Below are 26,079 nucleotides of genomic sequence, written 5' to 3'. Positions count from 1 at the left end.
CGACCCTCTAACTGAAACAAGAGGGTCATTTTTATCAATAAAAATATCCTATTTTTATAATATATATAATATTAACATTCATATCTGGTATAGATGGGAGAGATTACAATGAACATACAGATCCTAGGCCCAGAGTTTCAGGGGAAAGAATCTTTTGACGGGGGAAGGATATATGCGCAGAAGCCGCTTGGCTTTTCAGGACAAGGAGCCGCTACCGTGCGGCTTGGACCTCTTTTCTATTGGTCATGGGGGCATGCGGTGAAGGAAGGCGGCATCGGCTTTCATCCTCATCAAGGCTTTGAAATTCTAACTTACGGTATCAACGGAAAAGGAACTCACCGGGATACGCTCGGCACAGAGAGTACACTTGAAGCAGGCGACGTACAGTTGATGCAAACCGGATCGGGCATGCATCACGCAGAGACCGTCACTGCAGGTTACGAAGGTTTTCAAATCTGGCTGGAACCCTATTTACAAGATGCCTTGAATCGCGAACCGGTGTATACCTTTTACGATAACGAAGAGTTCCCTCGTATATCCCACGAAGGCGTTAACGTGAAAACGGTAGTAGGGGAAGGTTCTCCGATTCAAAAGCTTGTAACCGACGTAAACATGTACGATATCGAAGTTGAAGTCGGGGCAACGTACGTTCATCGGCTATCGCCCAACCGTACGTTCGCAGCTTTAACGTTTCGCGGCAAATCTGGTAGCCTATGGACCACAGAAGCGAATCGCGTTTCTTTTACAAACAAAGACTTTGCTATTGTACAAACTGAAGAAGAAGTAGAAGTGAACATTCGCGCCGAGGATGAGAAGCTTCGTTTGTTTATCGTAGAAATCCCGACGAAAGTCGATTATCCTTTGTATAATAAAGCAAGATAAGAATAAGGGACGGGGCAACAGTGATGTTGCTTCGTCTTTTTTTTGCACTTCCTGCCGCGTCGTAAGCACTTTTCGCATAGGTTTCGCTCGATTCGGCATAATAGCAATGATTGTGCTGACTAGGAGGATCTTGCATGAGTTGGTTAAAAATAGGTAAATTCCGTTCATACAAATATCCTCCTGGTACGAAAAGTTCCTTTCTGGAGGAAGACAGTTCTACTCCATTCACCGCGGAAATTGAACAGAACGAAAAGTTGCTGCAAGAAACGTTTGAGGACTGTTCGGACTTGGTTTACAGAAGGATAGATGTTAATCAGAACGTGCATTGGCTCATTGTTTATATAGAGAGTTTAATTGATAAAACAACACTTGAAGAGAATGTTATTAAGCCATTGTTAACGAGTCTGACAAGTCATACATATCCGAAGGAATCTGGAGATTTGAAAAGCGAAATGATCTCCATCGGCACTACAATTCGCACGACAAAAGTGTCGGAAGCTGTTGCTAACATTTTAGATGGCCACGCAGCCATTCTTTCAACAGGCAGCAGTATCGTGACGACAGTTTCGATTCCGGGTACATCCAAGCGAAGTATTGATGAAGCATCGTCCGAGCCCGTCATACGCGGCCCGAGGGATGGTTTTATTGAACATATTTCAACCAACGTTAGCCTGATACGTGCCAGACTCAAAACTTCCAAGTTAAAAATGGAGTATATCACACTTGGTGAGCTTTCCAAGACTCGAGTAGCCATTACATATTTGAAAGGGATTGCTTCCCAAACCGTCGTTGACGAAGTAAAAGCAAGATTAAAGCCAATCAAGCTCGAGGGTGTCCTTGACTCAGGGAATATAGAAGAATTTATTGAGGATCAACCGTATTCACCATTTCCCCAAGTCCATAGTACAGAACGCCCGGATGTGGTGGTTGCTGAATTACTTGAAGGGAAAGTAGCCATACTTGTCGACACCACGCCTTTTGTTATTGTGGTTCCGATGACATTCTGGACAGGTCTCCAAGCAAGCGAAGATTATTATATCCGTTGGCCAATCGCTACTTTTGTACGTTGGATTCGCTTTTTCTTCATCATTTTTGCCATATTCGCACCTCCCATGTACGTAGCCATTACGACTTTCCACCAGGAGATGATCCCGACCAATCTTGTGCTAAGTATTGCCTCCTCAAGGGATGCCGTTCCTTTTCCAGCAATGGTTGAGGCTTTGTTAATTGAAATTATTTTTGAAGCCTTGAGAGAAGCAGGCATTCGTCTGCCGAAACAGATTGGCCAAGCCATAAGCATTGTAGGAGGTTTGGTCATTGGCCAAGCAGCGGTTCAAGCAGGATTCATTTCTGCGCCGGTTGTAATTATCGTGTCCATAACCGGTATCTCAGCCTTTACGATCCCACGCTACAGTTTCGCAAACGGGATTCGATTGCTCCGTTTTCCCATGTTATTTTTAGCGGGGTTTTTAGGCCTCTACGGCATTGTACTAGGGCTTCTAGCCATAATGCTGCATGTGACCAACCTTCGTTCATTCGGAAGTCTGTATTTCTCGCCAGTTGCTCCGCTGAAGCTAACGGCTTTAAAAGATGTCCTGATACGGATTCCGATTTGGGCCAAATTCCGCCCCTCCATAAGGCCGAATCAAGAGGGGGAGCAGAATTAACCATTCTGAAGTTGAGGAGATACTTGGACTGGGGGGATTGAGATGAGCTTATTCAAATATATCATTTTTCTTGTATTCTTCTTCCTTAGCGGTTGTTGGGATCGTACGGAAATGAATGATATAGCTTTTGTTACGGCTACTGCGCTAGATCTTGCGGATAATGGAAACATCATGTGTTATCTCCAAATCGCTGCACCTGCAACTTCCAAAGGCGCAGTTAGCGGCGGTGGTAGCAGTACGAATCCAAATTCTTATGTCATTTTTGCTGAAGGAAAAACGGGCAACGAGGTTCATCAAAAACTGCAGAAAAAGAGCTCTCATAGCTTGTTCTACTCTCACCGCAGCGTTGTGTTTATTAGTGAGCGGTTAGCTAGACATGGAACGGAAAATTTATTGGATATCTTTACACACGACCCCAGAAATCGTTTGAAGGCTTATATCATGGTAGTTAAAGACGGGGATGGGAAGAACGAGAGGAAGATGGAGTCTCTTCTAAAAGAAATACCAAGTGAAGTAGCCAAAGAATTGCAACTTTCGGGAGATGATGTTGCCGTCACCTTGCGGGATTTCTTCATTTCATCCGATAGTGAAGGGGTTCAACCCGTCGTCGGGTTAATTGAACCTGAGATTGACTCTAATCATGCACAAAGGCAAATTTATAGGGTTGCAGGCGCCGGTGTATTTAAAGGTTACAAATTATCCGGGTTATTGGATGTCGATGAAGCTTTGGCGTTCATGTGGGTGACTGACAAGCTGAAGTACGGCAGAATCACAGCAAACGTTCCTCAAAGCTCCGGGGAAGTCGGGATGATGCTCATTCATACGAAAGGTAAAATCATTACGCAAACTGCGAAAGATTCTGTACAATTCAAAATCAAACTGGAAGGTCAAGGAAGTTTGGTTGAGAATACTTCCTCTTTGGATATTACGGATCCGGACAATATGAAACGAATTAAAAAGGCGTTGGAGGATGCAGCCAAAAAGCAAGTACAAGATTTTTTGTCTAAAATCCAAAAGAAATATCAAGTAGACAGCGTGGGCTTCGGCCAAGAAGTTTATAAAAATAGCCCGGATCAGTGGGAGGCTTTGAAAGATCAATGGGACACGCATTTTCCAGAGGCGGAGATATCCATCGAAGTACATTTAGCGCTAAACGGAGCGGGAATGGTACATTCTTCCTTCTATGAATAGGAGATTTAGAAAATGATCTTACAAATTGTAACTTTTATTATTGTAATGTTGGGTTGGACGTTGTATAAAGTTCGAATGTTTCTTAAGAAAAACCAGCCTGTAACGGCTGGTTTATATGGCTGTTTGATGGGAATATGTACGATTCTCGGCTCGTTATTGGCAGCCCATGTTGATATTCCAAGCACAACAACACCTTTGAATTTGATTTTTCAGCCGATTGGCAAGCTTATTCTAAACCGTTGAATGCTAATGAACGGATTTCTTCCAACGCCTTTTTGTCGAATCAATCAAGAGTAAGCCTAGCGGTAATACTAGATGTGTTAATAAGGCATAGCTAGGGTACGTGTAATTCAAATAACTTGACAAATCGGTCGAATAATTGACAAAAATTGAAATCGAACCAAATACGGACAAAATCGTTATTGGGATGACTAAGTCCTTATATCGTTTAATGTTAAAAAGATGCCCTAAACTTAAACAGATGATAAAAAAAGTTAGAGATATTTTGATAAAGCACCCCATAACCCAAATAGCTACCGCTAATGCCTCTAAACGTTCAAAGCTTCCTTTCAAACCAACATACTGAATCACGCTAAGCACGGGAAACGTCAATTTTTTCGTTAAAGGCCCAAAAACCATAATGAGCGGTATAATCGTAATCGCGAGAAGGCCTGAGATGGTAAACAATGAAATGAACGAAGCTTTGGTTGCTTTATTTGGTTGATTCATAAATGGGATAAGCCATCCCAATATAAAAAATTGACTCAAGTAAGCGGTAGGAAAAATGGATCCTTGAAGGACAGGTACGATTCCTTTGCTTAGAATTGGACGCAGCCGTTCCGGATCTGATTCCGTGAGCATGAGAATCAAGAGAGGAATCAACAAAACAAGAATGAGCAATGACAAGGACTCATTCACTCTTGCGATCGCTTCGATCCCCATATAGACGGCTATTCCACATAAAATGGCCAATGTTAGGCTAATTACGATGGAAGGCGTCCTCATGAGCAGAACCGTATTGATAAACTGTACGTGTTGATTCAGAATGATGAAATCAAAATTGATCCAGGAATAAATATAATAGCATCCCAAACATTTCCCAGGCCATTTCCCAATGATTTGACAGCTGTACTGAATAATCGACTGACCCGGATAACGTTTCGATAAAGTTGTCATCACCATAATCGTTAATGCCCCGATCAAAAACGCAGGGAGAATCGTTATCCAAGCATCTTGCTTTGAAATCGTCGACATCAAGCCTGGTATGACAAGAATGACGGTAGGCGCTACAAATGAAAAAATTAATAAACTTACTTGCGTTCCTGTTATTTTTTCTGCGGACTCCATGGGTGTTCTCCTTGAAAATCAGATCTTTCCAGTATTCCCCTCTAACCTACAATAAATAAGGACGAAAGAGCATTTCCTTGTCATGAGGAGTGCTCTTTTTCTATTTATCGCCAATGAAATTCGAATTAAGAATAAAAATATAGCTATAATCGGTAATTATTTATTGAAAAACGATAAATTATATGTTAAATTAAAATCGAAAATGATGAAGTGAGGTGTATGGAAATGAAACGAGGCTCAACCCTATTTTTAAAAGTTGTCTTATTTCTGATTGGAATCCCAGTGCTGGCATTATGCATTTATTTGGTGCCAAAGATAGCGAACTACGCCGTAGAATTGTATCCGGATCATGGTTATTTGGATTCCCTGGTTATGATGGATTTGTATGCCACGGCGATACCTTTTTATTTGGCTCTGTATCAAGCTTTTAAACTTTTAGGCTACATTGACAAGAGTACGGCTTTCTCAGAATTGTCTGTGCGAGCTCTAAAGATTATCAAATACTGCGCAATGACATTCAGTGGCTTGTATGTGATTGGTTTGCCGCTTTTTTATCTCATTGCGGAGAAAGACGATGCGCCAGGCATTATCGTGATCGGGTTGGTTTTGATTGGTGCTTCCATCGTCATTGCGGTTTTCGCAGCAGTTCTCCAGAAGCTTTTGAAGGAAGCTATCGATATAAAATCTGAAAATGATTTGACGGTCTGAGGAGATGAACCCCTATGGCAATTATTATCAATATTGATGTGATGTTGGCGAAACGAAAGATGAGCGTAACCGAACTGACGGAGCGGGTTGGCATCACCATGGCGAACCTCTCCATTCTGAAAAATGGGAAGGCCAAAGCGATTCGGTTCTCAACGTTAGAAGCGATTTGCAAAGCTTTAGACTGTCAGCCTGGCGACATTTTAGAATATCAAAGTAGTGGCGACATGGAAGGGGAGGACGAATATGGAGATTAGCAATCTGGTTATTAAAAATCTGGCTAACCCTCATGAATTGGAGCGTCTGTTTCGAAAAGATCCTGAAACTTTCAGAAGATCTTTCACACGCGCTTGGGAACTAAACCCGGATTCGCAGGTTCTCGCAATATGGTTTGAAAGACTGAATTTCAAGGAGTCGGCGAATACAGAGAAATCATCCTTGTTCCAAAAGGATTTTATTTCCATGGGCATTCTAGCCATTTTGGCCGGACTGGTCAGCAGGTTCATTTTCCAGTTTGCTGAACAGCACACCATAGCTCATTTGAACCTTGTTTTTGGCATACTGCCTTTTGTTGCCGCCTATTTCGTATACAATAATTTCCCTAGAAAAAATATTCTGTATATCCTTATTGCCCTATTTATGATCTCAGGCATTTATCTGAATACGCTCCCCCTCGAAACTAACGACAGTATTGTCTTGGCATATATCCATCTTCCCATTTTTTTATGGGTCTTAGTAGGGCTTGCGTTTACAGGAAATGACTATCGCAAAGGCAATGCAAGATTAGCTTATCTTAAATTTAATGGGGAATTTGGCATTCTCTACGCCATTATGGCAATCAGTGGAGGGCTGCTAACCGCATTAACTATGCAGTTATTTCGTTTTGTGGGCATGGATATAGCGGAATTTTATTTTAAAAACGTTGTCTTATTCGGCGCTGCCGCACTCGCCATCGTAGCTGCGTATTTGGTGTCAAGAAACCTTAAACTTGCTAAGAATATTGCCCCATATATCGCCAATATCTTTAGCCCACTAGTATTGGTCACCTTGGTGGCCTATCTCGTAACGGTGATTTTCGTGGGGAAAAATCCATTCATGGATCGCGATTTTCTCCTTTCCTTCAACGGTATACTCCTTGCCGTATTGGCCGTCACCATTTTCTCCATTACGGAGAGTGGCAAGGAAGAGAAAAAGAACATCTCGGACTACCTGAATTTTGCGCTAATTATTCTAGCGCTTCTCATAGACAGTGTGGCTTTATCGGCCATTCTGTTCAGGCTGTCTTCGTATGGGATTACGCCAAACAGAATTGCTGTTCTTGGTGTAAATCTCCTTGTTTGGGCTAATCTAATCTGGATTATGATCTCGTATATGCGTTTTCTGCAAAATAAAACAGGGCTTTGGGTCGTCCAGGACGCGGTCACAAAATATTTGCCGATATACGGACTGTGGGCTGCTATCGTAACCTTTACTTTTCCTTTGATTTTTTAGAATGGTACAATGTGTGTATAGGTAGAAAATTTTGCTATAGGAAGGATGTTAGCATGAGCGATTTCCACCAGGAGTATATTGTCATCTCGGGAGCAAGGGAGAATAATCTCAAGAACGTATCCTTGCGCATTCCCAAGCGAAAGATCTCGATCTTCACCGGGGTATCCGGATCCGGCAAGTCATCCATCGTATTCGATACGATAGCGGCAGAATCCACACGATTGCTGAATGAAAATTTCAGCTTGTTCGTGCGGAATTTCCTCCCACGCTATCCGCAGCCCGATACGGATGCAATAGAGAACTTGAGCATGGCCGTGATTGTGGATCAGAAGCGGTTAGGCGGCGGATCTCATTCCACAATGGGCACGATTACCGATATTTCTCCCATTCTTCGACTTCTATTCTCACGAGTAGGTCAACCCTCGATTGGACAATCCAACATGTTCTCGTTTAACGATCCGCAGGGGATGTGTCCTGAATGTAACGGGATTGGCCGCAGGCTGGGCATTGACGTAAGCAAAGCGTTGGATAAATCAAAGTCCTTGAATGAAGGAGCCATTATGCTGCCGGATTATTCCGTGAACAGCATGGATTGGTCGATGATTATCCAGACGGGGTCCTTCGATCCCGACAAGAAGCTGAGTGATTATTCGGAAGCGGAACTGGATCAACTGTTGTACAGCAAGGCTAGGAAAGTAGAGATGCAATTCGCCGGCAAGGCTGTCAATATTACAGTGGAAGGTGTCTTCGAGAAGTTCACGAATAAGTATATCAAGCGGGATTTGAAAACGATGTCCGAGCGCACACAGAAAGCTGTAACTCCGTACATTTCAGAGGGGACTTGTTACAGTTGTCACGGCGCTAGACTCAGCCAAGCTGCGCTGAATTGCAAAATCAATGGACGCAACATAGCCGAGCTCTCCTCCATGGAGGTCGGACAGCTTATTCGCGTCATTCGGGAGATTGACGAAGCGGTTGCCGCACCGGTCGTCAAGTCGCTCACCGAGCGGCTGCAGCATCTGGTGGATATCGGGCTTGACTACTTGACGCTGGATCGCGAAACGGACACCTTGTCCGGCGGTGAGTCGCAGCGGGTGAAGATGGTGAAGCACTTGAGCGGTAGTCTGGTGGATGTCACTTACATCTTCGATGAGCCAAGCGTTGGCTTGCATCCCCGTGATGTGCATCGGCTCAACGAATTGCTCCAGAAGCTGCGAGACAAGGGCAATACGGTGATCGTCGTGGAACACGATCCGGATGTGATTAAGATTGCAGATCATATCGTTGACGTTGGGCCGCATGCCGGCAGCCGCGGCGGTACGATCATGTATGAAGGCAGCTATCAAGGCCTATTGGCATCCGGTACCCTGACGGGTACGCATATGAAGCGACCGCTCCAGCTGAAACACGATTGCAGGCAGCCATCCGGCCAGCTGTCGATCAAGAATGCCTCCTTGCACAACTTGCAGAACGTGTCTGTCGATATTCCAACCGGCGTGCTGAACGTCGTTACAGGGGTTGCCGGTTCAGGCAAGAGCACGCTGATTAACGAGGTATTTCTCAGCGAGCATACGGATGCCATCGTCATCGACCAGTCGGCCGTTGGCGTGTCAACCCGCTCGAATCCGGCAACGTATACGGGAATTATGGATGATGTACGCAAGGCTTTTGCTTCTGCAAACAAGGTAAACCAAGGCTTGTTCAGCTTCAACTCCAAAGGCGCATGCGAGAACTGCCAAGGGTTGGGTGTTGTGTACACAGACCTCGCTTTCCTCGATAGCGTGAAGCTGCCATGCGAAGTGTGTGGGGGGAAAAGATTCAAAGAAGAAGTACTTGCCTACAAGCTGGACGGTAAGTCCATTGCTGAAGTGCTTGAGATGACGGTGGAGCAGGCTTTGGAGTTTTTTGAGCTAAAAGAGGTTGTGCGCAAGCTGCAGGCGATGAGTGATGTGGGTTTGAACTATATTACACTCGGTCAGCCGCTCAGCACGCTATCAGGCGGGGAATGCCAACGTATTAAATTAGCCAGCGAACTGCATAAAAAGGGCAGCATCTACGTGATGGACGAGCCTACAACCGGCTTGCATATGTCCGATATCGGTCATCTTCTGGGGATTATGAACCGATTAGTGGATGCTGGTAATACGGTCATCGTTATCGAGCACAATCTGGATGTGATCAGTCAAGCGGATTGGATCATCGATATGGGGCCGGATGGAGGAAGCAATGGCGGTCAAGTGGTGTTCGAAGGAACACCTCAGCAGATTATCCATGCAGAGCACTCGATTACGGGGAAATACTTGAGAACTTAACACAGCTTATTTTGCTATTGTTTACTAGGAGAGGTGTACATTCATGGAACTTTTGTTGCTATCAAAAGAATTAACACAGCAATACTGCAGGAAAATATTGATGCCTGAAGGGGCTACTGAACTATTGGTGGAGATCGCCAATAAGCTGAACAATGATCACAAACTGTTAGATATTTATATGGATTTTTACAAAAATACAATTGATAGTGGTCACTGGACAACGGTTTGGGAACCGTTAACGATTGACCCTTATGTGGAAGAAACCTTTGGTAATGAAGCTTCCCTGTTTTATCTGCATGCAGCCTTGCAAAGACTGCCTCTTGCCGAGCAGAAGTATGCCGAATGGGGACTGAGTGAGGAATTATTCGTAGAAACTTTACGGGACATCGGCGTATGGGTACAAAATGCTTATAATCTAGTGGGATATTATGCCATTAGAAATTTCAGCTGGATCTGGAGGCATCTCGAAGCCAGAATGTTCCGAATTGGCGGCATGCAATTCCTGGCTGCGAAATTTTCCGGTGTCGTCAAAGGCTTTTACAATGCGAAGGAAGAAAGATTTTTACTTTTATGCGGTGAAGGAATGGAACTGCGAGCAAACGGGGATATGCAAGGCGTATGTAAAAAAGAGAAGACAACCGATGGTTTTGTAACGGAATATACGGAAACGGAAGAGTTTTACATCGGACATCCCATTACGCCTATTGGCAAAGGACTCCAAGAGCAAGTGAAGCTTAACAGAGATGAATGGGAAAAAGTGCTGGACAAGGATGATACGTTGCTTGAAATCCACATCCCAAGAGATACTGCTTTTAGCATGGAATCTATCAAGGAAACCTATTTAAAAGCGAAGGAATTTTTTGCTGCTCACTTCCCAGAAATCAAGTATAAAGGCATGGTTTGCCATACATGGCTTTTTACCCCCCAACTTCGGGAGATGCTGCCGCCTACGAGCAATATCTTAAAGTTCCAAGAGCAATTCTACCTGTATCCGACAGCGGGATCCGTGCGTTTCCTATGGAACTTTGTGTTTAATGAATTGACGGAGGTCAAAGACGCAAAACCTGACACCTCGTTAAGGAAACAGGTTCTTCAATATGTAGAGGAAGATAAAGAGATATTTGATATGAATGGGATATTCCTTGATTTGTGCGGTGAGTTTGGAAACGTATCCTACGATAAATGATATTCCGCTCATTGTTAGAAACAGATATAGAAAAGGAGTACTGACAACTGTCGGTACTCCTTTTTCCGTATCTGGAAATTTTATGAATGGAAGAATTGGGGATAGGGAAACCTTAGCTAAAGAAGGGGAGCTCCGTATGGATCAATACATAGAAAACATCTCGACAATCATTCGACGAAGGAAGAGGTGAACGTGTTATATGATTGGTCTCTTGGGAACGTTTATTGCTTTTACAGTTGTGGGATTCTTAGTATTACGTTATCTGCGATTGCAAGCCAGAGAGGTGTGGGCATTCGTTATTATCACATGTATAGGCTTCGTTCTGTGGGCAAGCATTATTATGCATCATCCGCTTGATCTGAACAAAGCAATTGCCTGGATGATTGATAGTCTGCAATTAAACATATAAAGTTCCAACAATGTTCAATAGCATATTGATCATGGGGGAAACGGTCTTTGCAGGATATGGTATAGTAAGGATATTGACTACCATATACTCCCATCCTGAAAGGGCGGTTTGAATGACAGGAATGCGTACGCAGGCTCCAACACGGGGCGTGCAGAAAAAGGATAGCGAAAGCGGCGAACGAGCAGTTCCCAAGGTGGAGCTCAGCGCAACAACTAGCCATTGGATGCAGCTGCAGCGGACACTGGGAAACCGAAGAGTAGGAGAGTTGCTACAAAGAAACATGCAGATTTCTCCAGAGCCAACGGAAATAGTCGTGCAAAGGGCACCCGGTCTGCCAACGAAACAGGATTTGGAGAGCGATGGGCTGACAGCCGGCACCAAGTTTGGATTTGGTAAGACTTCGTGGGGCAATCTCGGCGATGCGCTTGTCGTCTACGAGAAGTTAGGAAATACGGATTATGCAGCTCAGAAAGAGCAATTAACGAAGATCGAACTTATTATTAGAGAATGGCGTGCAAGCTACAATCTGAGGGAAAGCAGTAAGAAACTAAAGAAGAAGGACCCGGCAAAGCTCCTTAAAGTGAATGAGATTTTGGAGAGTATCGAGCACAGAAGAGCTGTCATTCAAGAAGCGGAGGCACCATCGGATGGTCGAGATGGACGCCGTCGGGCAGAAGCTTTTAGTAAACGAGAAGTCATTGCTCCTTTGACAAGGCAACAGGAGATCGTGGAAGAGAAGAAAGAAATGAAAGCTTCCGAGACGATGGATGAATATTTGGAAAAGAGTGGGTACGAGCAAGACCGTAATTATATGTCTTGGGGCGTAGGCAAAATTGCACATGTAAGTTGGAAAGCACATGTTGGCTCCGGTGACGCCAGCCAGAGGCTGGCTATTGCGCAGATAGTCAGTCCATTACTTAAAAGTTGGAAGGTCTACCATAAGTTCGATATTACTCCAACTCCTAAGTCTATCGATAAATTTCTTACGGTCTACCCTCCCGATGCAGATGAGGAATGGGAAATTATTGTCAATATGCTTGATACAGCATTAGGCGGTTTTGCTACTGTCGATGTGACCGGAGACATGCCCGTTGGGGAGACCGGTAAGGTGAATATGCGACATGGTCAAAATACGCCGCTAACGCCAAATATGCTTAGAGGTGTAGATGTAGCATCCGATGGCAAGGTTGGAGCTTTTACAAAGATGGTGGGTACTGCCGTGCAAGGTGACGGTCTACCTTTGTGGGAATTAGGTGGGAAATTATTCTTCAATAAGACCGAAACCGAGGAACCTCCTTCTGAACTTAATCCGAATACGATTTATATGGCGATTCTTGTGGATGGACGGATCGTACCGGATAAGAGGGAGGAACCGAATCCCGCGAATGTCCCGCTTCCGAAGGGAGTTAAGAAATTCGAGCGCCTATAAATGAAAAAGAGACCGCCGGATGCGGTCTTTTTTCTATGGCGATTTTCACTTCTTCTCGGGTGAAACGTCGAAGGCAAGAAGCTGTGTCACTTGCGAAGCGCCGAAATTGTTGTCAGAGACAAGAACAAGGCTGTCGTGCCTGTTTTGAAGCTTCGGACCCCATGTTATACCTTCTACATTGTCGAGTTTCGGCAGGTCTAATGTATTAAGATCCAGCACCAACTTCTTTGTAAGAGGTGTAAATTGGCCGGCCGTTAACGAATCAAGGTTGTTCACATTCGTCGCTTGAGCGGCATCCGCTTCATAGATGCGAATATAATTGGAATAATTGCCGTCGGCGGCTTGCATGCCGGAACGTTCTAAGATGAGGAACTGGTGATCATTGATCGCAAGCATTTCCGAAACGCCGTTATCGGCGCTTTTGCCTTGTCCTGGTTTAGCTGGGATGGCATCAATCGGATAAGCATACTGCGCGATGATGTCGCCGCTCCGATTATATTTCGTTATTCGGGAATATGAGCCAGCATCCACCGTCGAGATTTCGCCGTCCTGGTAGAGCGCGGCTTCCATGGAAGTAAAGTAGTATTTTCCGTCCGGGGAGAAGCTGCTTCCTTCCAGAGCGAGATTGTTGCGGAAACCTTTCTGTGTGGAGCTGCCGCTATTGGCATCGATTTGGAAAGCTTTAGGAGTCAGGATGGAAGACAAGTATTTGCCTTTTAATGTCGCTTGGCGGATGAAAGGGTTCAAATTAAGCGTGCGATCGCCTTCGCTCGTATACCAGACCGATTTCCCGTTAGGATCAAAGCGGATCGATTCCAGATCAGGGACGATGCCTTGCTGATTAGCCGTGTAATCTTTTTTGTTCGGATACGTTGTGCCATCCTCTTGTTTGAACTCTGTCATACCAGTTAGTTCGACGCTATAAAAGCTTTTGGTATCGTATTTCAGCTTCGCAGAGTAAAAACGAGCAGGAGCGTTGTCTGAACGATCGTCACTGATCAGAATCCATTGATGCGTTCTTGGGTTGTAATCGATACCGGATAATCCGCCAACAAGCGTTTCCTCGAACTTCAGATCGTTTGCGATTCGTTGCTCACCAATAAACGTAAGTTGTCCGACCGTGTGATTCACAGCATGCTTCGCTTGCTTATGAGGGTTCGCTGCTTTCGGTTGTTGGCCTTCCGTCATTGGAGCTTGTCCACCTGGTTCCGTCGTGGCGGCCGAAGCGGCAGTGAATGGTACGGAGGCCAGCAACAAACCGGCGACAGCACTTGCGGATATGAGCTTTCTTACCTTCACGTCAACACCTTCTCTCCCAAATTCATCCATCAGTAACGAGGACACTCTCATTATATAGAAGTGCGCCAGAACGGGACAATAGGATATGCGAAAATTTACATAAGCTTAAATTCTGGGATAGAAAGGATTATCCAATTAATTCCAGAATACTTTTAAATAGAGTTTTTAAGATCATGGGAGGGATTAAGATGTCAGATGGCAAGATCCTTTTTGATCCAATGAAACACGCAGAATGGATACCACCCCATAGCCGGGAATGGTATGAACAATTATTCAAAGAAACAGGAGAGTACAGATACCCGTGGAAGTCGCAGTTCGAAGAGCCGAGAGCTGAAATCATTTTCGGTCATAAAATAGCTGCTAATTTAAATTATGGCCGATTATTGGATGTCGGATGCGGACACGGTGAATTTGCCTTACAGTTTGCCCTAGATGCCAGAGAAATTGTCGGTATTGATGTCGTAGAGGGATTTATTGAAAAGGGCAACCAGCATAAGTCATTGGGGAACATCAATTTCATGGTTACGGATGGGGATGGTCATTTACCCTTTCCAAATGATTATTTCGATGTAGCTTATACTAAAAAAGGACCAAGAGACTGGTATCATGAAGCAAATCGTATTGTCAAACCAGGCGGAATGATTTTGGGGCTCTATCATGCAGGTAGCCATGGAGGTTTAAGAGATCGTTTTCCAGGTCTCTATTCACCAATGCCTCAACCTGAAGCAAATGATATATTGTCTGATCTTAATCTTCACGGGAGTGGGTTAACGGATATTCATGTAGAGCTGTTTGAAGAGATAGAATACCTTGCTACGCCTGAAGATGTGCTTATCAAAAAATGCTTTGGGCAGAACCACAAACTAAAGGAAATCGTATGGCAAGAGTGTCTGCAAGATGTCGAGGTAATATTTAATAAACATGCAACAAAGCAAGGACTGAAAGTATTTAATTATTATCATTTGTTAACAGCAAGAGCTTCGTAAATCAATTCTTAAAACCAACCTTTCACACAGCGAGACTGCCAATCAATTCTACCGATCTCCACCGTGGTAAATTGTGGTACTATAATTAATATCAGATTCATTGTTAATCAGTACTAAGGAGGCTCGAAACCGTATGCAAGCCCATGCATCTTCGAAATCAACCCGAGCGAGCAGTACCTCGTTGGAGAAGCAGTCTACATCTTCAAAAATGGCGGATCAGCCATCTTCTTCCATGCGTATGCCGATGAATGCCTCCTCTGTTCTGCAGCTTCAGAGAACAATTGGCAATAAAGAAGTGGCGCGTATGATGTCGCAGCAGGTGGCAGCGCCAACCACGTCGATTGGGCAGCCTGCTATTCAACGAAAATTAGTAGCCCAGTACAGCGATAGTTTGAAGCGCAGCGCAACAACAAGCGATTTATTGCAGGCTTTCGAGCTGATCGGGATGAAGAGCCAAATCCTTTCGGCCAAAGCAAATGCACGGGTGAATCCTTCTACGTTTAATGCGATATTGGAGCAGGAAATAGATGAAGCGGACTTTACCGTGCAGTTAGCGAAAGATAAATGGGAGCAGTCCCGAGACCAAATCAGCCAACTTGCGAGCAATGTCCTGCAAAAGCTGTACCTAGACCCAACGGTTTCCAATGACGACGGGGAGACGGATATTTTTTATGATGCAGTTGAGGATCATACAAGTAAGGAAGATATACTGCCGCGCTTGGAAGATCTGCGAACGCACATGCACATTTTTCCCGGTGATATGAAAACAAAGCTACTGAATTACTATGCGATGGCCTCTTTATCGAAGCCTGATTCGCTTTTGACTATAGATATGGCCGCCATTGAAGAGATGGAGTCTTACGTTCTGGACTTCTCGAAGAACATTCTTCAAGAGGTGAAAAGGTTGAACAGCCGAATCGCACAAGATGCAACGCTTGCTCGACTGGCTCCTCAGCTTCAAGATTATTTAAATACGTTCCTGTTTGTAAAAGCTGAGGATTTAGGCGCCTTCCCTTTGAAGGAAGTGTCGGACAACTTAGCGTTCCTCTCTCGGCGTATCGAGAGCTTAGAGGCGGATTTCAACGCTGAACCAAAGCCGGAGGTATATATACATCAGCAAGCCACAGATGAAGCGCTCGATAAGTATGTCAACATGGTTCACAACAACTGGAATGCCGGGCGTAACAATCCAACCCGTGATACACCTGCCAAACATACGCATGTCGAAGGGTACAGTACAAACATGATCTTCTCCATGCAAAATGGCAGTAAGGATCTATATATTCATGGTGTCGTTGCCTTTCATATGGACAGCACGATGTCCTCCTCTGAAGCAAGGGAGGCATTGGAAATCGAGGATCGCTCTCAATCATTGGCAAATTTCATAGCTTATATGCCGTCCGGCGGTTCATGGATTACGAAGGATCAGTGGTATCTAAATAAAATAGCGCAGTATTTTACTGTTGAGTTTCTATAGGGGTTATTACTCATATTTCTCTTTATAACCAAGCAGCTTGGCTAGGGGAGAAAGGATAGTGAAGACGGTTTTCTGCACAGACCATGGAGGATTTACCACCTGAATTTCATTCTGATAGTTGAGCATAGGAAGAGACATACGGACTAAGTTAGGCGTGCCTTTTGCGTTAAGCTTACCGTCTCTTGCAAGAGCGAAATAGGTACGGAAAAATCCTTCAATCTCCAGTGCAGGCGTAAACTTTTGAATCGTATGTGCTTCTGCAGCGTCTTCATTCCAGAAGTAATGAGGGACCCCCGCAGGAATTTCCAAGAGATCTCCTGGTCCTAGAATGCGAATCTCGTCGTTCATACAGAAGTGGATTTTACCGGAAATCACTTCTAATGAACTTGTTTGCTTCGGATGAATATGTTCGGGTTCTCTTTCTTGTGAGGGCGGATTAAAGCTTTCAATTTCCAACAAGGCACCATTGGTCTCTTTCCCAGTCGTACGGAAAATCATCCGTTGTCCGCTGCGGGGATTCGTTATTTGTCTGTCAAGAGTTGTCATGACAGCCTCCTTATTCATGGTCAAAGTCAGCTAACGCAGGGAGTCATTCCTCGTCGTATTTCCAAGAAAAAGAGGCATCCCAGCTTCATGGTATCCCTTCCAAATGTGTATCGTCAATACGCTCAGCCAATTAACAAAATTAAAATAATTGGGGAGGAGTTTTTATGCCGATCAATTTTCACGATGAAAAGAACAAGGGTACGTATACAACAAGGACCGCTGATGATACATGGATGAGATTCATTGAGAAAAGGATGGATGTTCGCAATAAAAGAGTGGCAGATATTGGGTCTTCCTATTGTCGAAAAAGACTCATGGACCGTCTGGATAGCCAAAAAAAATAGAGGCTAGTAAGCCTCTATTGTGTATTTGCCGAACACAGTTAATTTTCATATACATCGCCGCTATTCGTAATGATGCATCCAATTGTCAGCTCAGTTTCCAATTTAGGATAATAGTCTTGACGCCAGTTCGCAAGTTGATTGAAGGGCAGCTTGTTCCTGAAATATTGCCCTGTCCCTAAAGCATCGGATCCTATCGTTTTGAGCTGACTGAAGAGCTCCTCATATCGCTTTTTGATATCTTTGGCGAAGGCTTCCTCGATTTGTTTTTCATTTAAATTGCCGTTGTTTTCAATAAGATGCAAGGAAAGCTGCATATTCATATGAAGTACGGGATGTTCATCACGCCAATCGGTATGAATGCGGTTTTTACATTTTACAATGGCTACGCTTGCCCGATTCGTTACTTGAACAACAGAGCCTTGAAACAATTCTTCGTATAGGTTGATTAACAGAGATTGTTCCTTTTTAATTTCCCCTTTCATTTTCCCCTTGGCCATGACGGCAGACCCTTGAAACTCCAGCATTGTTGATTTTCCAGATCGCAGAATGGGGATGGTGACATCTTCCGTGTCAGAGTGCATGGCGCCAAAAATTTTCCAAACATAAGCTAAATTAATTTCAGGACTCCATCCTGCATTTTTATTGAAAAAGTTCATGAGTGCGCTTCCGTCCGTTTGGATGACACGACCTGTATGAGCCAGAAAAGCCCCAATTTCCTCCGAGGTGATGGCTACAAGCGCTTTGGTAGGGAGTTGCTGGCTTCTCGTGATGAAGGCTATCGCTTCTTGAATCCCATCTTCTGCAAGCTTACGATCAAAAACGATAAATTGTACATGCATAAAATCTATGCCGGCTTCAATGTCTGTATCAATATCCGTAAGTGCTTTACTGATCGTGTCGGCTTCTTTGTAGTAAACCTTGGACGATAATCCTTGCTTTTCAGGTGATGGAATTTGAATATGAATTCTGTATTTGCTGGCTTTGCCATAAGAAATCCCCATGACAATGGGCAATACCCGATGATTTACGTCTTTAATATCCCAACAGCCGGTTAGCAGTACTGCGCATGTGATTAGCAGGGCTCCGGTCTGAAGCTTACGCATCATTTTTGAAAACCTTCTTTCTATACGATCTTTGAATGAAACCACCTCGGAGATAGACAGCAATGGGGATCACCAAGAAGACAAAGATACGAAACCCGATATCGGATGCGTAAATCTTCACGTAGGTACTCCAATTTGGAATCATCGCGGATGTAACAAACACAAGCAAGCAGAGGATTGGCCTAATATAAGTTTCCTTCCATCCCGGTATCATTTTGTGAACTAACACAGATGAGGCCCAAAGCGCATATGAGGTGATGACTAGCACGAAAGCAAGCAGAGCGACGGCATAAAATAATGAAATTCGATGAAATATGGTCCATGTCAGATTGACTGTGTCAATACTTGTTACCAGTGGAAAATTCATTAATGTTGCTGCGTTGACACCAAATACAAGCATGGGAATATAGATGATTACCACATACAGCACAGTCAATGGAATCATTGTAATCAGAAGCGGCTTCAACTGTACTTTAATAACAGGCGGCAGCATACCCAGAAGAAGAAAAGGACAGATCGTAAATAAGGGAACGAGGAACTCAAAATGCTGCATAAAGTCAAAGCTTGTATTGACAAGTGGAAAGATGTTGGTCAACCTTGCATTAACGGAACATCCCAATAGGGCAAATAAAAGAGCTGGGAAATACAGAAATGACAATAAAGTGCTAGCTCTTAAGATACCTCGGGGTCCAATTGAAGCTCCAAGTAGCGTAATGGAAGTAAGTAATATCAAAATTGAAATTAACGGTGATCGGACCACGAATACGATAATCATGAGTTCAGCAAAGCCGCGAATGGCCATAACGCCAATAAGGAGTATATAGAGAATAAGTGGAAGAAGCAGGACGGTACTAACCCATCTGCCAAGCGGAAGAAGCAGATCAGCATAATCCAGATTCCCTGCTTTGTTCAGCCCTTTCAATAGTATGACCATGAGGATCAATTCAATAAGCATGTACATCATGGCTGGTTCCCAATGTCCATATTTCGTCGTATGTAACATCGCTCTTGGAAAGAGCAAAAATATGATACTGCAATGAGATCCGATGAAAAAAAAGGGGATTGTTAACGTAGAAATCCATCGAGAACTCATAGGCTGGCGTCACTCCTTTTCAGCTGTTAAGTTTGTCTTAATTTTTTGAAATCGAAAAAACTCATAAACGGTATTCCAAAGTATTCAATTCTACACACGTAGAAGCAAATCGCTATAAAACCAGCGAACAAACCGAACACACCAAAAATGCCGGAAAGCACAACGATAACTGCTCTGATAATTCGGATATTCAAAGTGTTTAAGTAATTAGGAAAAGCAAAGGTGGCCGTAACGGAAATGGACAGCACAATGATAACAAGACTGCTGACCAGCTTTGCATCGACAATGGCTGTTCCAAGTACGATGCCTCCGATGACCGTAATGGATGCTGCAATACTTTTGGGTAACCGCTGTGTGGATTCAATACTGATTTCGCTAACGATTAATAAAAAAGCCATTTCTAAAAAGGTAGGAAGCGGGATGCCGATTCGGCTGCTTGCTACGGAGAGGGCAAGTTCGATCCGCAGTGTTTCCGGATTTACGGAGACTAGAGCTACATAAAGTCCAGGGGTCAACAATGAGATTAGCAGGCTCATTAAACGTAAGAAACGGAGTGCAAACATAATGAGCAAGGGAAGTTGTCTATCCCACTGAATAGAAATAAAGTCGCCAAATAACAGGGGCAGCACGTAAGCGACGGGCTCACCATCTATCAACAGGATGACTCGGCCTTTCATCATGGACGAGGTTGCTTGCATAGGGATCTCTGTTTTATAAAAAGGTGACAACAAGTCAAAACGGCTGCAGCCGAGTATTTCCATCAGGTCTTGACCCGTCTGTAAATCTCTGTTTGAAGCATTCTGCAAGTTACTTTTTACTTGACGCAGCAGTTCCTTATTGACTAGCTCTGAATGGTAAATCAAAGACGCCTCTTTCGTTGCTCCTCCTGTAAATGTAAAACCTTCAGCAATTAAATAAGGCGAATTCAGTGATTTTCTAATGAGTCCAATATTCGTGGTTAACGGTTCCATGAAGGCGATGGCCGGAGCGAATGGCATCGATTCGTTCTCGGGTTTTTCAATAGATCGGGAAAGAGAAGTAGGCACTCCTTGAAAACTGAATGCTTGTTCACCCGTGGCATTAATTAAAACCACCCGTCCCAGTTGAAGCTCACTCATCGCCTGAGGGCTCCATGGCTTGCCAACCAATCGCATGCAAATATCGTCGTAGGAAACGTTGGACGTAACGCCAGAGTTCCAAATAAACATAATAGTTTCCTGGGAATTAACAACAGAATCATAGTAAACCAACCACATCGATTCCGCTCCGAGTTGCAGCCGTTCGATTTTCAAATCACGGTGTAGCTCTGCTTTTTTTCCTATGATCTCCAAAAAATTGCTCATGGCTAACCTCCCTGAGATAGTGTTTACTATAAATTGGGAATTATTCAGCCTTCACGTGCATGATGCAAGCAATCAAATAAGGGCCGTTCATCCAAAAGCAACTTTGGACAAAGGCCCTTATTTCCTATTTACTTCCTAAATTTTTGCTGTAAAAATAGCAGGGCATCCTGAAGCATCTTGGCCGTCGCGCTGTCCACGTATTTACTGTCTTTAATGGCAGCGTCAAAGAAAGCCGGATCTTTCAGTTGATTTTGGTTCACCAGTTTCTGAAGCACGGCGACCGCTGTCTGCAGGCTGTTATAGACGGTTTGGTTTTTGAAATAACCTAAATTCCATAATAACCGGAGGAGATCGTCCAAATGATCCAGATCCATGATGACCTTCAATACATAGGTACGTACAATCGTATTGCCCGCGCTGTCGGATGCCGTAACTTCAATTGTATGCTGACCCAACCATAAACTAAGCGGTTGAAGGTTCATGTTTGGGCTGACAACGACGCCGTCCAGTTTAACTATTGATGAGGCTACTCCACTTAAAGCATCCGAGATCCCAACATTCAAGACAATCGGATCCGTCCAATAAACCGTTAACGGACCGGCTATATTGATTTCAGGAGCTTGAGGATCATAACGAACTTCGGCAGAGTGCCCAGCTTCTTGATTCCCGGCGATATCCGTGCTGTAGTAGTAAAGCGTGTTCACACCATAAGTGCTTACGGTAACCGATGTTCCGGCACTTGTCGTTCCACCATTTAGGGAATAGAAGGTCTGTTGTACGCCGCTTAAAGTATCATAGGCCGCTAATGTGACGGTTTGCGGTGTACGCTGCCAGCCCTCTAAAGAGGTATGAGTGGTAGTTGGAGCCGTTTTATCGATGCCTATAATCAAATCTTTGGGCACTTCCTCGTTATTCAACGTATCAATGGATCGGTATTGGATTCGGTAAATCCCATCATCGGTGAAAGTAACGGGCTGATTCGTGACAGCTTGCCAAGTCTCATCTCCTCCCAGAATGCGGAACTCGGTCCGCTTGATGCCTATCCCGACAGTCGGATGTTCGACTGTAAAGGCGACCTGCACATTTTGCTTATTGAATGTGCCTGAACCTGTTGCTCCGTCCGCTGTCGCCGTGGTCACAGGAGGGGAGACATCCCGCTTAGTTACCTGAAACGTAATCTCTTTGGTGTTGTTCGTACGATCCATCTCGGTGAACCGCCCGATATCATTAATATTGACGCTTAATTGGTAGGTAGCTTCTCCATTGGGCACTTCCCAATACCCGTTTTCACCTCCTGCATTCGTATACAGCGTAGCAGTGCCGCCAACTGGAATGGATTGATTGTACGTATCCGTATAGCCGAACGAACCACCGTTCAAACCGAATACGGCTCCTGTAATTTGTCCGGCAGGGGTGGGAAGAAGCCCTACATTTTTCACGGTGACATAGAAACGTACGCCTGTTTGCCCGGCATAAGGATTGGCTGGATCTGTTCCAAGGTCGGTTACGATCAAATCAGGGCCAGGTGTCAGGGGCTGGCGTTCCAAGCTCAGAAATTCAAACGATTGATGAATAACACGGCCGTTTTTATCGACAACCTTTATGATGTGGTTTGCCATAGGGAGGCCTGTTTTTTCGAAAACCAGCTTCTTCGCACCCTGCGTGTTTGCCGTCTTCAAATCGACCGTTGCTTGTATGACATCGTCAACATAAACATCTGCCACTCCTAAAGTAGATTCAATATCAGAATACCAACGGATTCCCGTGCCTCTAAAAGCCATAGCTGCGTAATCTCCAGGTGTTGTCGTTTCATGAAGATCCGCTCCATTTGCTCCGAGAGCGAAGGTCGCAGAAGAGTAATACGTATTCGGACTGGAATGAACGACATTCGTCCACAGGTTCTGAGGCGTTTCATCCAAGAGGCCTTCCGTCAGCTCAAACCAATCGAAGTAAGCAAATACATTATCGGTGCTCTTGACGATGGAAAGAACAAGATTGCTTACGTCTGCAGGCATCATGACATTGTATTCGATTGTCGTATAGACGTTAGGCTCTGTTCCGGGCAAATCAATTGAGCGAATCAACTGATTGTTGACCGTGAGATTGACCTTTTTATTCGCTGCAGCACTATATTTGAGCTTAAGAATATAATTGGTATTTGCTTTTACGGGAGGTTTCAGCAAATTCATTCTCCCTTGCGTGTAATACATCCCGACAAATGTGCCATGATGTGTCACACCTTCCAGCTCCGTTTGCTCCGATTCCACATGTAAAGCTCCCGTAGATGTCGTTGTAAAAGGGGAGGAAGGTAAAGTTAAGGAAGATATGGCAATTGGGGCGCTCGGCACGGATTCATTGCCCGAATCATCATAAGCGATAAGCGTATAGGAGTGAGCGCTCTCAGGACTCACATCTTGATGTGTGTAGCGTGTGACTGCTCTAGGAAGCTTTGCAAGCAGTACGCTGTTATCATATAGCTTATAACCTGCCACTTCTGCATTATCCGTAGAGGGCTGCCATGTCAGTTTAATTTGTTTGTATGAAACGGCCCGCGCTTGCAGCGAAGGTGTACTCGGTTTGGCATTTTCGTACGTAGTCAAGATGTATTGAACGGCTTCACCGGGCTGAATCGTTTCCGATAACTGTGCGCCCGAAGCGGCGTCAACGATGCTAAAACTGCGAGCAGCTGCATATGTGTTGCCTGCACCAAAACGTTCTGCCGCATACTGAACATTAGCAGGCAGGGTAACGTGCACATTCATCGTGACCGGAGTCGTTTCGAAATTAACAAAGTTAAGCAGAATTTTGTTGGATTTGGCTCCGGTACTGCTCACACCAAGCGTTGATGTATCCACCGCACGGAAGTAAGCTTTTTTCCCGGCAAGCTCATTCTGATTGGTATACACATAAGGGAGCGGTTTGCCATGCGTGCTGTAGGCAAGCGCCAAGCGGCGGAAAATTTTCAATCGCGTTTCATCGGGATCGCTCGCATTCATCCATGCTTCCTCATCATCAGCGGCATTCATCTCGATATCTTCTTTCAGCAAGCTGTACTCTCGGAAGTAGGCGGCATGCTGCATAATGTAATCCAGATAACCAATCGTGCTGCGCGTTTCCCGATCGAAGATGGAGGCGAAGCGATGGGTGAAAGTGTCATACCGGTTATTGTCCGTATGAAAATCATTAGCCCCTGTTTCACTCATCATCATCGGTTTCGCGAGTCCATCCCCTTGATAATCAGGAAAGGTTTTCTGTGTTTCTACAAGAGCGCCGCCCTCACCGCTTGAAATGCCGCTTAACGTATAGCTGTGACCGTTGGTCATATCGGTGTAATCTTCGATTTGCTTGCGATAGGCAGGATCTCGCTCCCAGCCATCCGGAATGCCTTTGGAAGGCCAGTAGGCCCAACCTGGAGAAACCGCTTTCAACCATGGGTTTAACAATGGCTTTTGCTCGCTAACATACTTGGCCAGCGCCAAGTCAGCGGCAAAGGCATTGTTGAACACACCGGGTTCATTATCCAGCTCCAGGTATTCGAACAAATCTCCATTTTCTGCAATGAGATTGTTATAGTACTCTTTCAGCTTCTCCGGAATAACGCCGGACGAGAGCTCCGGGTCTTTGATGTAGGTTCCGAATGGCAGCAGCACAGGGGCTAAATTCAAATCGCGCAGGGCTGTCAGCCATTCACGCGAAAATTGGCTGCTGCGTATGACGTTTCCACTGTAGGCAAGCCCCAGCCACTTCGTTACTTCCATCGTTTGCAAGTCACGGTCTTTCAACACATGCGATACTAACGCCGTCCCCAGACGAATATACCGGCCGTGAATGGGTTCCGTTGCTGGAGCAATCAAAGCCTCAAGTTTGGCATAATCCCATTCAAACCAATGGAATTCGTCGCCTGCCGTTCCGGCATACAAACCACGATCCAATGAGAGCTTCAGCTCATTAGGTCCAACCTTTAACATTTCCTTAGGAATATACAGCTCATAAGTTTCTTTGAATTTTCGATTCGTATTTCCTCCGCTAAGGCCGACAATCTGGATTAATCCGGCCATTGTATCATTGGAAAAGACAGCTAATTGCGGAACGGAAACATAGGCATCCAAGCTCCTGAAGCTGAATTGTACACCGTATTCCGGAATTGTGTCTAAGTTGTAAGTAATCACTATTGTACCGTTGCGACTGAGTTTTAAGCCTTTGGATATCGAGCTCCAATCTGAGCGGGTCGCCCAGTCGGAAGGGAGATTAATGGATTCCGTAGGAGATGATTTGTAATCGCTAAATTCAGAAGAGAGCTGATCATCAAGCCCTATCCGCCAAAGCAACGAATACGCAGGAGTTGGCTCTGCAGCTTTAATTTGTGTGTAGAAGGTAGTTGAAAACAGAGTCTTTCCTGCAGGCTGCGCGGACGTCTCCTTTAACCGAACTTGAATTTGTCCGGTTGTGTAATTGATATTCTCCAGCTGGAGCGGGTTCATGGATACCGTTTGCCACGAGTTGCCGCGATCCATGCTGTATTCATAGGCGGACAGATCCGAATAACCGGGAACAGGCGTCCACCCGAATGTGTTTGCTGTGTCGTCCTGGACGGGATTTGTTGGTGCATCAGGCAGCACAAATGGTGTCAAGCAAGAGCCTGGTATCACTTGTTGGGTTATTCCAGGACCTTGCCATGCGACAGCCAGATTATCATTCGAGGTGTTTTCCTTGTGCAGAGCCTCGATATAATATCTCTTGCCGCCTATTAACGGAATGATCACGGATTTCTGAGTAGGAGACTTGTTCCATTCTCTGGGCTTGGCGAAAACCGTGTTCCATGCGATTTTCTCTTTGTGCGCAGGATCGCCATCCGGACTCAGCCATAACTCGGAGCTGTCATCCGCAGCAATCCAGAAGGTGTAACCACCGCTGACCGGCGGCGTCAGAAAACCATAAACGCGTGAACCATACAGATCACCGGTATTATTGGGTGTCTCAAAGCTGGTGAGTATCCTGGAACCAGAAGGAGGCGCTTTTACAGGAATTTGTTCTACTTTACCGCCAGGAATATTGTTCCAATAATCCTGGGTGATACCTGTTCCCGCAGCGAAGGCACGGTAAGCAGGGAAGAGAGGGAGCAGCGAGACAATGATTGCCGACAGAAGGATTGAAACAAGGAGTTTTGACTTGTGTAGGGATCTCATAATTACCTCCAAATGAATGAGATGATCAATAGGATTCCCTAATCCTATCCGGGGTCCACGTCATGTATAGGCGGTGCTCCGAA

Annotated in this window: 21 protein-coding genes; 14 read left to right on the top strand and 7 right to left on the bottom strand. The window is 44.8% G+C overall.

Annotated elements, in window-relative coordinates; genetic code table 11:
* Nucleotides 1-108 precede the first annotated feature (108 nt).
* From GON05_RS18955 to GON05_RS18940, 4 genes are all read left to right on the top strand, one after another.
* Entirely contained in the window at nucleotides 109-882 is a 774-nt protein-coding gene (locus GON05_RS18955) for a pirin family protein (protein WP_157320919.1), read from the top strand.
* A 134-nt stretch (nucleotides 883-1,016) separates the two neighbouring features.
* A complete protein-coding gene (locus GON05_RS18950; RefSeq protein WP_157320917.1) occupies nucleotides 1,017-2,549 on the top strand; it encodes a spore germination protein in 1,533 nt (510 codons plus the stop codon).
* 42 nt (nucleotides 2,550-2,591) lie between these two features.
* Complete coding sequence (locus GON05_RS18945; RefSeq protein WP_157320915.1) at nucleotides 2,592-3,740, top strand: Ger(x)C family spore germination protein; 1,149 nt, start codon at nucleotides 2,592-2,594, stop codon at nucleotides 3,738-3,740.
* A gap of 12 nt (nucleotides 3,741-3,752) precedes the next feature.
* Nucleotides 3,753-3,983, top strand: a complete 231-nt coding sequence (locus GON05_RS18940; protein WP_157320913.1) for a hypothetical protein — start codon at nucleotides 3,753-3,755, stop codon at nucleotides 3,981-3,983.
* A 3-nt stretch (nucleotides 3,984-3,986) separates the two neighbouring features.
* Here GON05_RS18940 and GON05_RS18935 read toward each other — a convergent pair whose 3' ends face one another.
* Nucleotides 3,987-5,087: a GerAB/ArcD/ProY family transporter gene (locus GON05_RS18935; RefSeq protein ID WP_157320911.1), complete on the bottom strand. Its 1,101-nt coding sequence runs from the start codon at nucleotides 5,085-5,087 to the stop codon at nucleotides 3,987-3,989.
* Between the two features lie 225 nt (nucleotides 5,088-5,312).
* On the opposite strand from GON05_RS18935, the gene GON05_RS18930 reads away from it, so the two are divergent.
* The 7 genes from GON05_RS18930 to GON05_RS18900 all read left to right on the top strand — a co-directional run bounded on the left by GON05_RS18930 (nucleotide 5,313) and on the right by GON05_RS18900 (nucleotide 12,619).
* Nucleotides 5,313-5,795, top strand: a complete 483-nt coding sequence (locus tag GON05_RS18930) for a DUF2975 domain-containing protein (RefSeq protein WP_157320909.1) — start codon at nucleotides 5,313-5,315, stop codon at nucleotides 5,793-5,795.
* 14 nt (nucleotides 5,796-5,809) lie between these two features.
* Nucleotides 5,810-6,049 (top strand): helix-turn-helix domain-containing protein, encoded by a 240-nt coding sequence (locus tag GON05_RS18925; protein ID WP_157320907.1) that lies wholly within the window; start codon nucleotides 5,810-5,812, stop codon nucleotides 6,047-6,049.
* Complete coding sequence (locus tag GON05_RS18920; protein ID WP_157320905.1) at nucleotides 6,039-7,283, top strand: DUF4153 domain-containing protein; 1,245 nt, start codon at nucleotides 6,039-6,041, stop codon at nucleotides 7,281-7,283. The genes GON05_RS18925 and GON05_RS18920 overlap by 11 nt, the downstream gene beginning before the upstream one ends.
* A 53-nt stretch (nucleotides 7,284-7,336) precedes the next feature.
* Complete coding sequence (locus GON05_RS18915) at nucleotides 7,337-9,595, top strand: ATP-binding cassette domain-containing protein (protein WP_157320902.1); 2,259 nt, start codon at nucleotides 7,337-7,339, stop codon at nucleotides 9,593-9,595.
* Nucleotides 9,596-9,638: 43 nt separating this feature from the next.
* Entirely contained in the window at nucleotides 9,639-10,781 is a 1,143-nt protein-coding gene (locus GON05_RS18910; RefSeq protein WP_157320900.1) for an acyltransferase domain-containing protein, read from the top strand.
* 199 nt (nucleotides 10,782-10,980) lie between these two features.
* Nucleotides 10,981-11,190, top strand: a complete 210-nt coding sequence (locus GON05_RS18905; protein ID WP_157320898.1) for a hypothetical protein — start codon at nucleotides 10,981-10,983, stop codon at nucleotides 11,188-11,190.
* A 112-nt stretch (nucleotides 11,191-11,302) separates the two neighbouring features.
* Nucleotides 11,303-12,619: a hypothetical protein gene (locus GON05_RS18900; protein WP_157320896.1), complete on the top strand. Its 1,317-nt coding sequence runs from the start codon at nucleotides 11,303-11,305 to the stop codon at nucleotides 12,617-12,619.
* Between the two features lie 45 nt (nucleotides 12,620-12,664).
* On the opposite strand, the gene GON05_RS18895 is transcribed toward GON05_RS18900, so the two are convergent.
* Nucleotides 12,665-13,918 (bottom strand): esterase-like activity of phytase family protein, encoded by a 1,254-nt coding sequence (locus GON05_RS18895; RefSeq protein WP_220138827.1) that lies wholly within the window; start codon nucleotides 13,916-13,918, stop codon nucleotides 12,665-12,667.
* Nucleotides 13,919-14,106: 188 nt separating this feature from the next.
* On the opposite strand from GON05_RS18895, the gene GON05_RS18890 reads away from it, so the two are divergent.
* Entirely contained in the window at nucleotides 14,107-14,904 is a 798-nt protein-coding gene (locus GON05_RS18890) for a class I SAM-dependent methyltransferase (protein WP_157320892.1), read from the top strand.
* A gap of 133 nt (nucleotides 14,905-15,037) precedes the next feature.
* A complete protein-coding gene (locus GON05_RS18885) occupies nucleotides 15,038-16,381 on the top strand; it encodes a hypothetical protein (RefSeq protein WP_157320890.1) in 1,344 nt (447 codons plus the stop codon).
* Nucleotides 16,382-16,387: 6 nt separating this feature from the next.
* Here the strand turns inward: GON05_RS18885 and GON05_RS18880 are convergent, their stop codons facing one another.
* Complete coding sequence (locus GON05_RS18880) at nucleotides 16,388-16,927, bottom strand: cupin domain-containing protein (RefSeq protein ID WP_157320888.1); 540 nt, start codon at nucleotides 16,925-16,927, stop codon at nucleotides 16,388-16,390.
* Between the two features lie 164 nt (nucleotides 16,928-17,091).
* Between GON05_RS18880 and GON05_RS18875 the strand changes: the two genes are divergently transcribed.
* Nucleotides 17,092-17,271, top strand: a complete 180-nt coding sequence (locus GON05_RS18875) for a hypothetical protein (RefSeq protein ID WP_157320886.1) — start codon at nucleotides 17,092-17,094, stop codon at nucleotides 17,269-17,271.
* Nucleotides 17,272-17,309: 38 nt separating this feature from the next.
* Here GON05_RS18875 and GON05_RS18870 read toward each other — a convergent pair whose 3' ends face one another.
* From GON05_RS18870 to GON05_RS18855, 4 genes are all read right to left on the bottom strand, one after another.
* Nucleotides 17,310-18,377, bottom strand: coding sequence for a Ger(x)C family spore germination protein (locus tag GON05_RS18870; protein ID WP_157320884.1), 1,068 nt, complete (start codon nucleotides 18,375-18,377; stop codon nucleotides 17,310-17,312).
* Nucleotides 18,367-19,467: a GerAB/ArcD/ProY family transporter gene (locus GON05_RS18865; RefSeq protein ID WP_157320882.1), complete on the bottom strand. Its 1,101-nt coding sequence runs from the start codon at nucleotides 19,465-19,467 to the stop codon at nucleotides 18,367-18,369. Before GON05_RS18865 ends, GON05_RS18870 begins: the two co-directional genes overlap by 11 nt.
* A gap of 26 nt (nucleotides 19,468-19,493) precedes the next feature.
* Nucleotides 19,494-20,810: a spore germination protein gene (locus GON05_RS18860; protein WP_157320880.1), complete on the bottom strand. Its 1,317-nt coding sequence runs from the start codon at nucleotides 20,808-20,810 to the stop codon at nucleotides 19,494-19,496.
* 128 nt (nucleotides 20,811-20,938) lie between these two features.
* Nucleotides 20,939-25,996 (bottom strand): OmpL47-type beta-barrel domain-containing protein, encoded by a 5,058-nt coding sequence (locus GON05_RS18855; protein WP_157320879.1) that lies wholly within the window; start codon nucleotides 25,994-25,996, stop codon nucleotides 20,939-20,941.
* Nucleotides 25,997-26,079 lie beyond the last annotated feature (83 nt).

Origin of the sequence: Paenibacillus anseongensis (assembly GCF_009757995.1) — a bacterium.
Classification (GTDB): domain Bacteria; phylum Bacillota; class Bacilli; order Paenibacillales; family NBRC-103111; genus Paenibacillus_E; species Paenibacillus_E chondroitinus.
The sequence above is the reverse complement of the archived record's forward strand: the minus strand, read 5'-3'. Positions and strand labels throughout refer to the sequence as shown.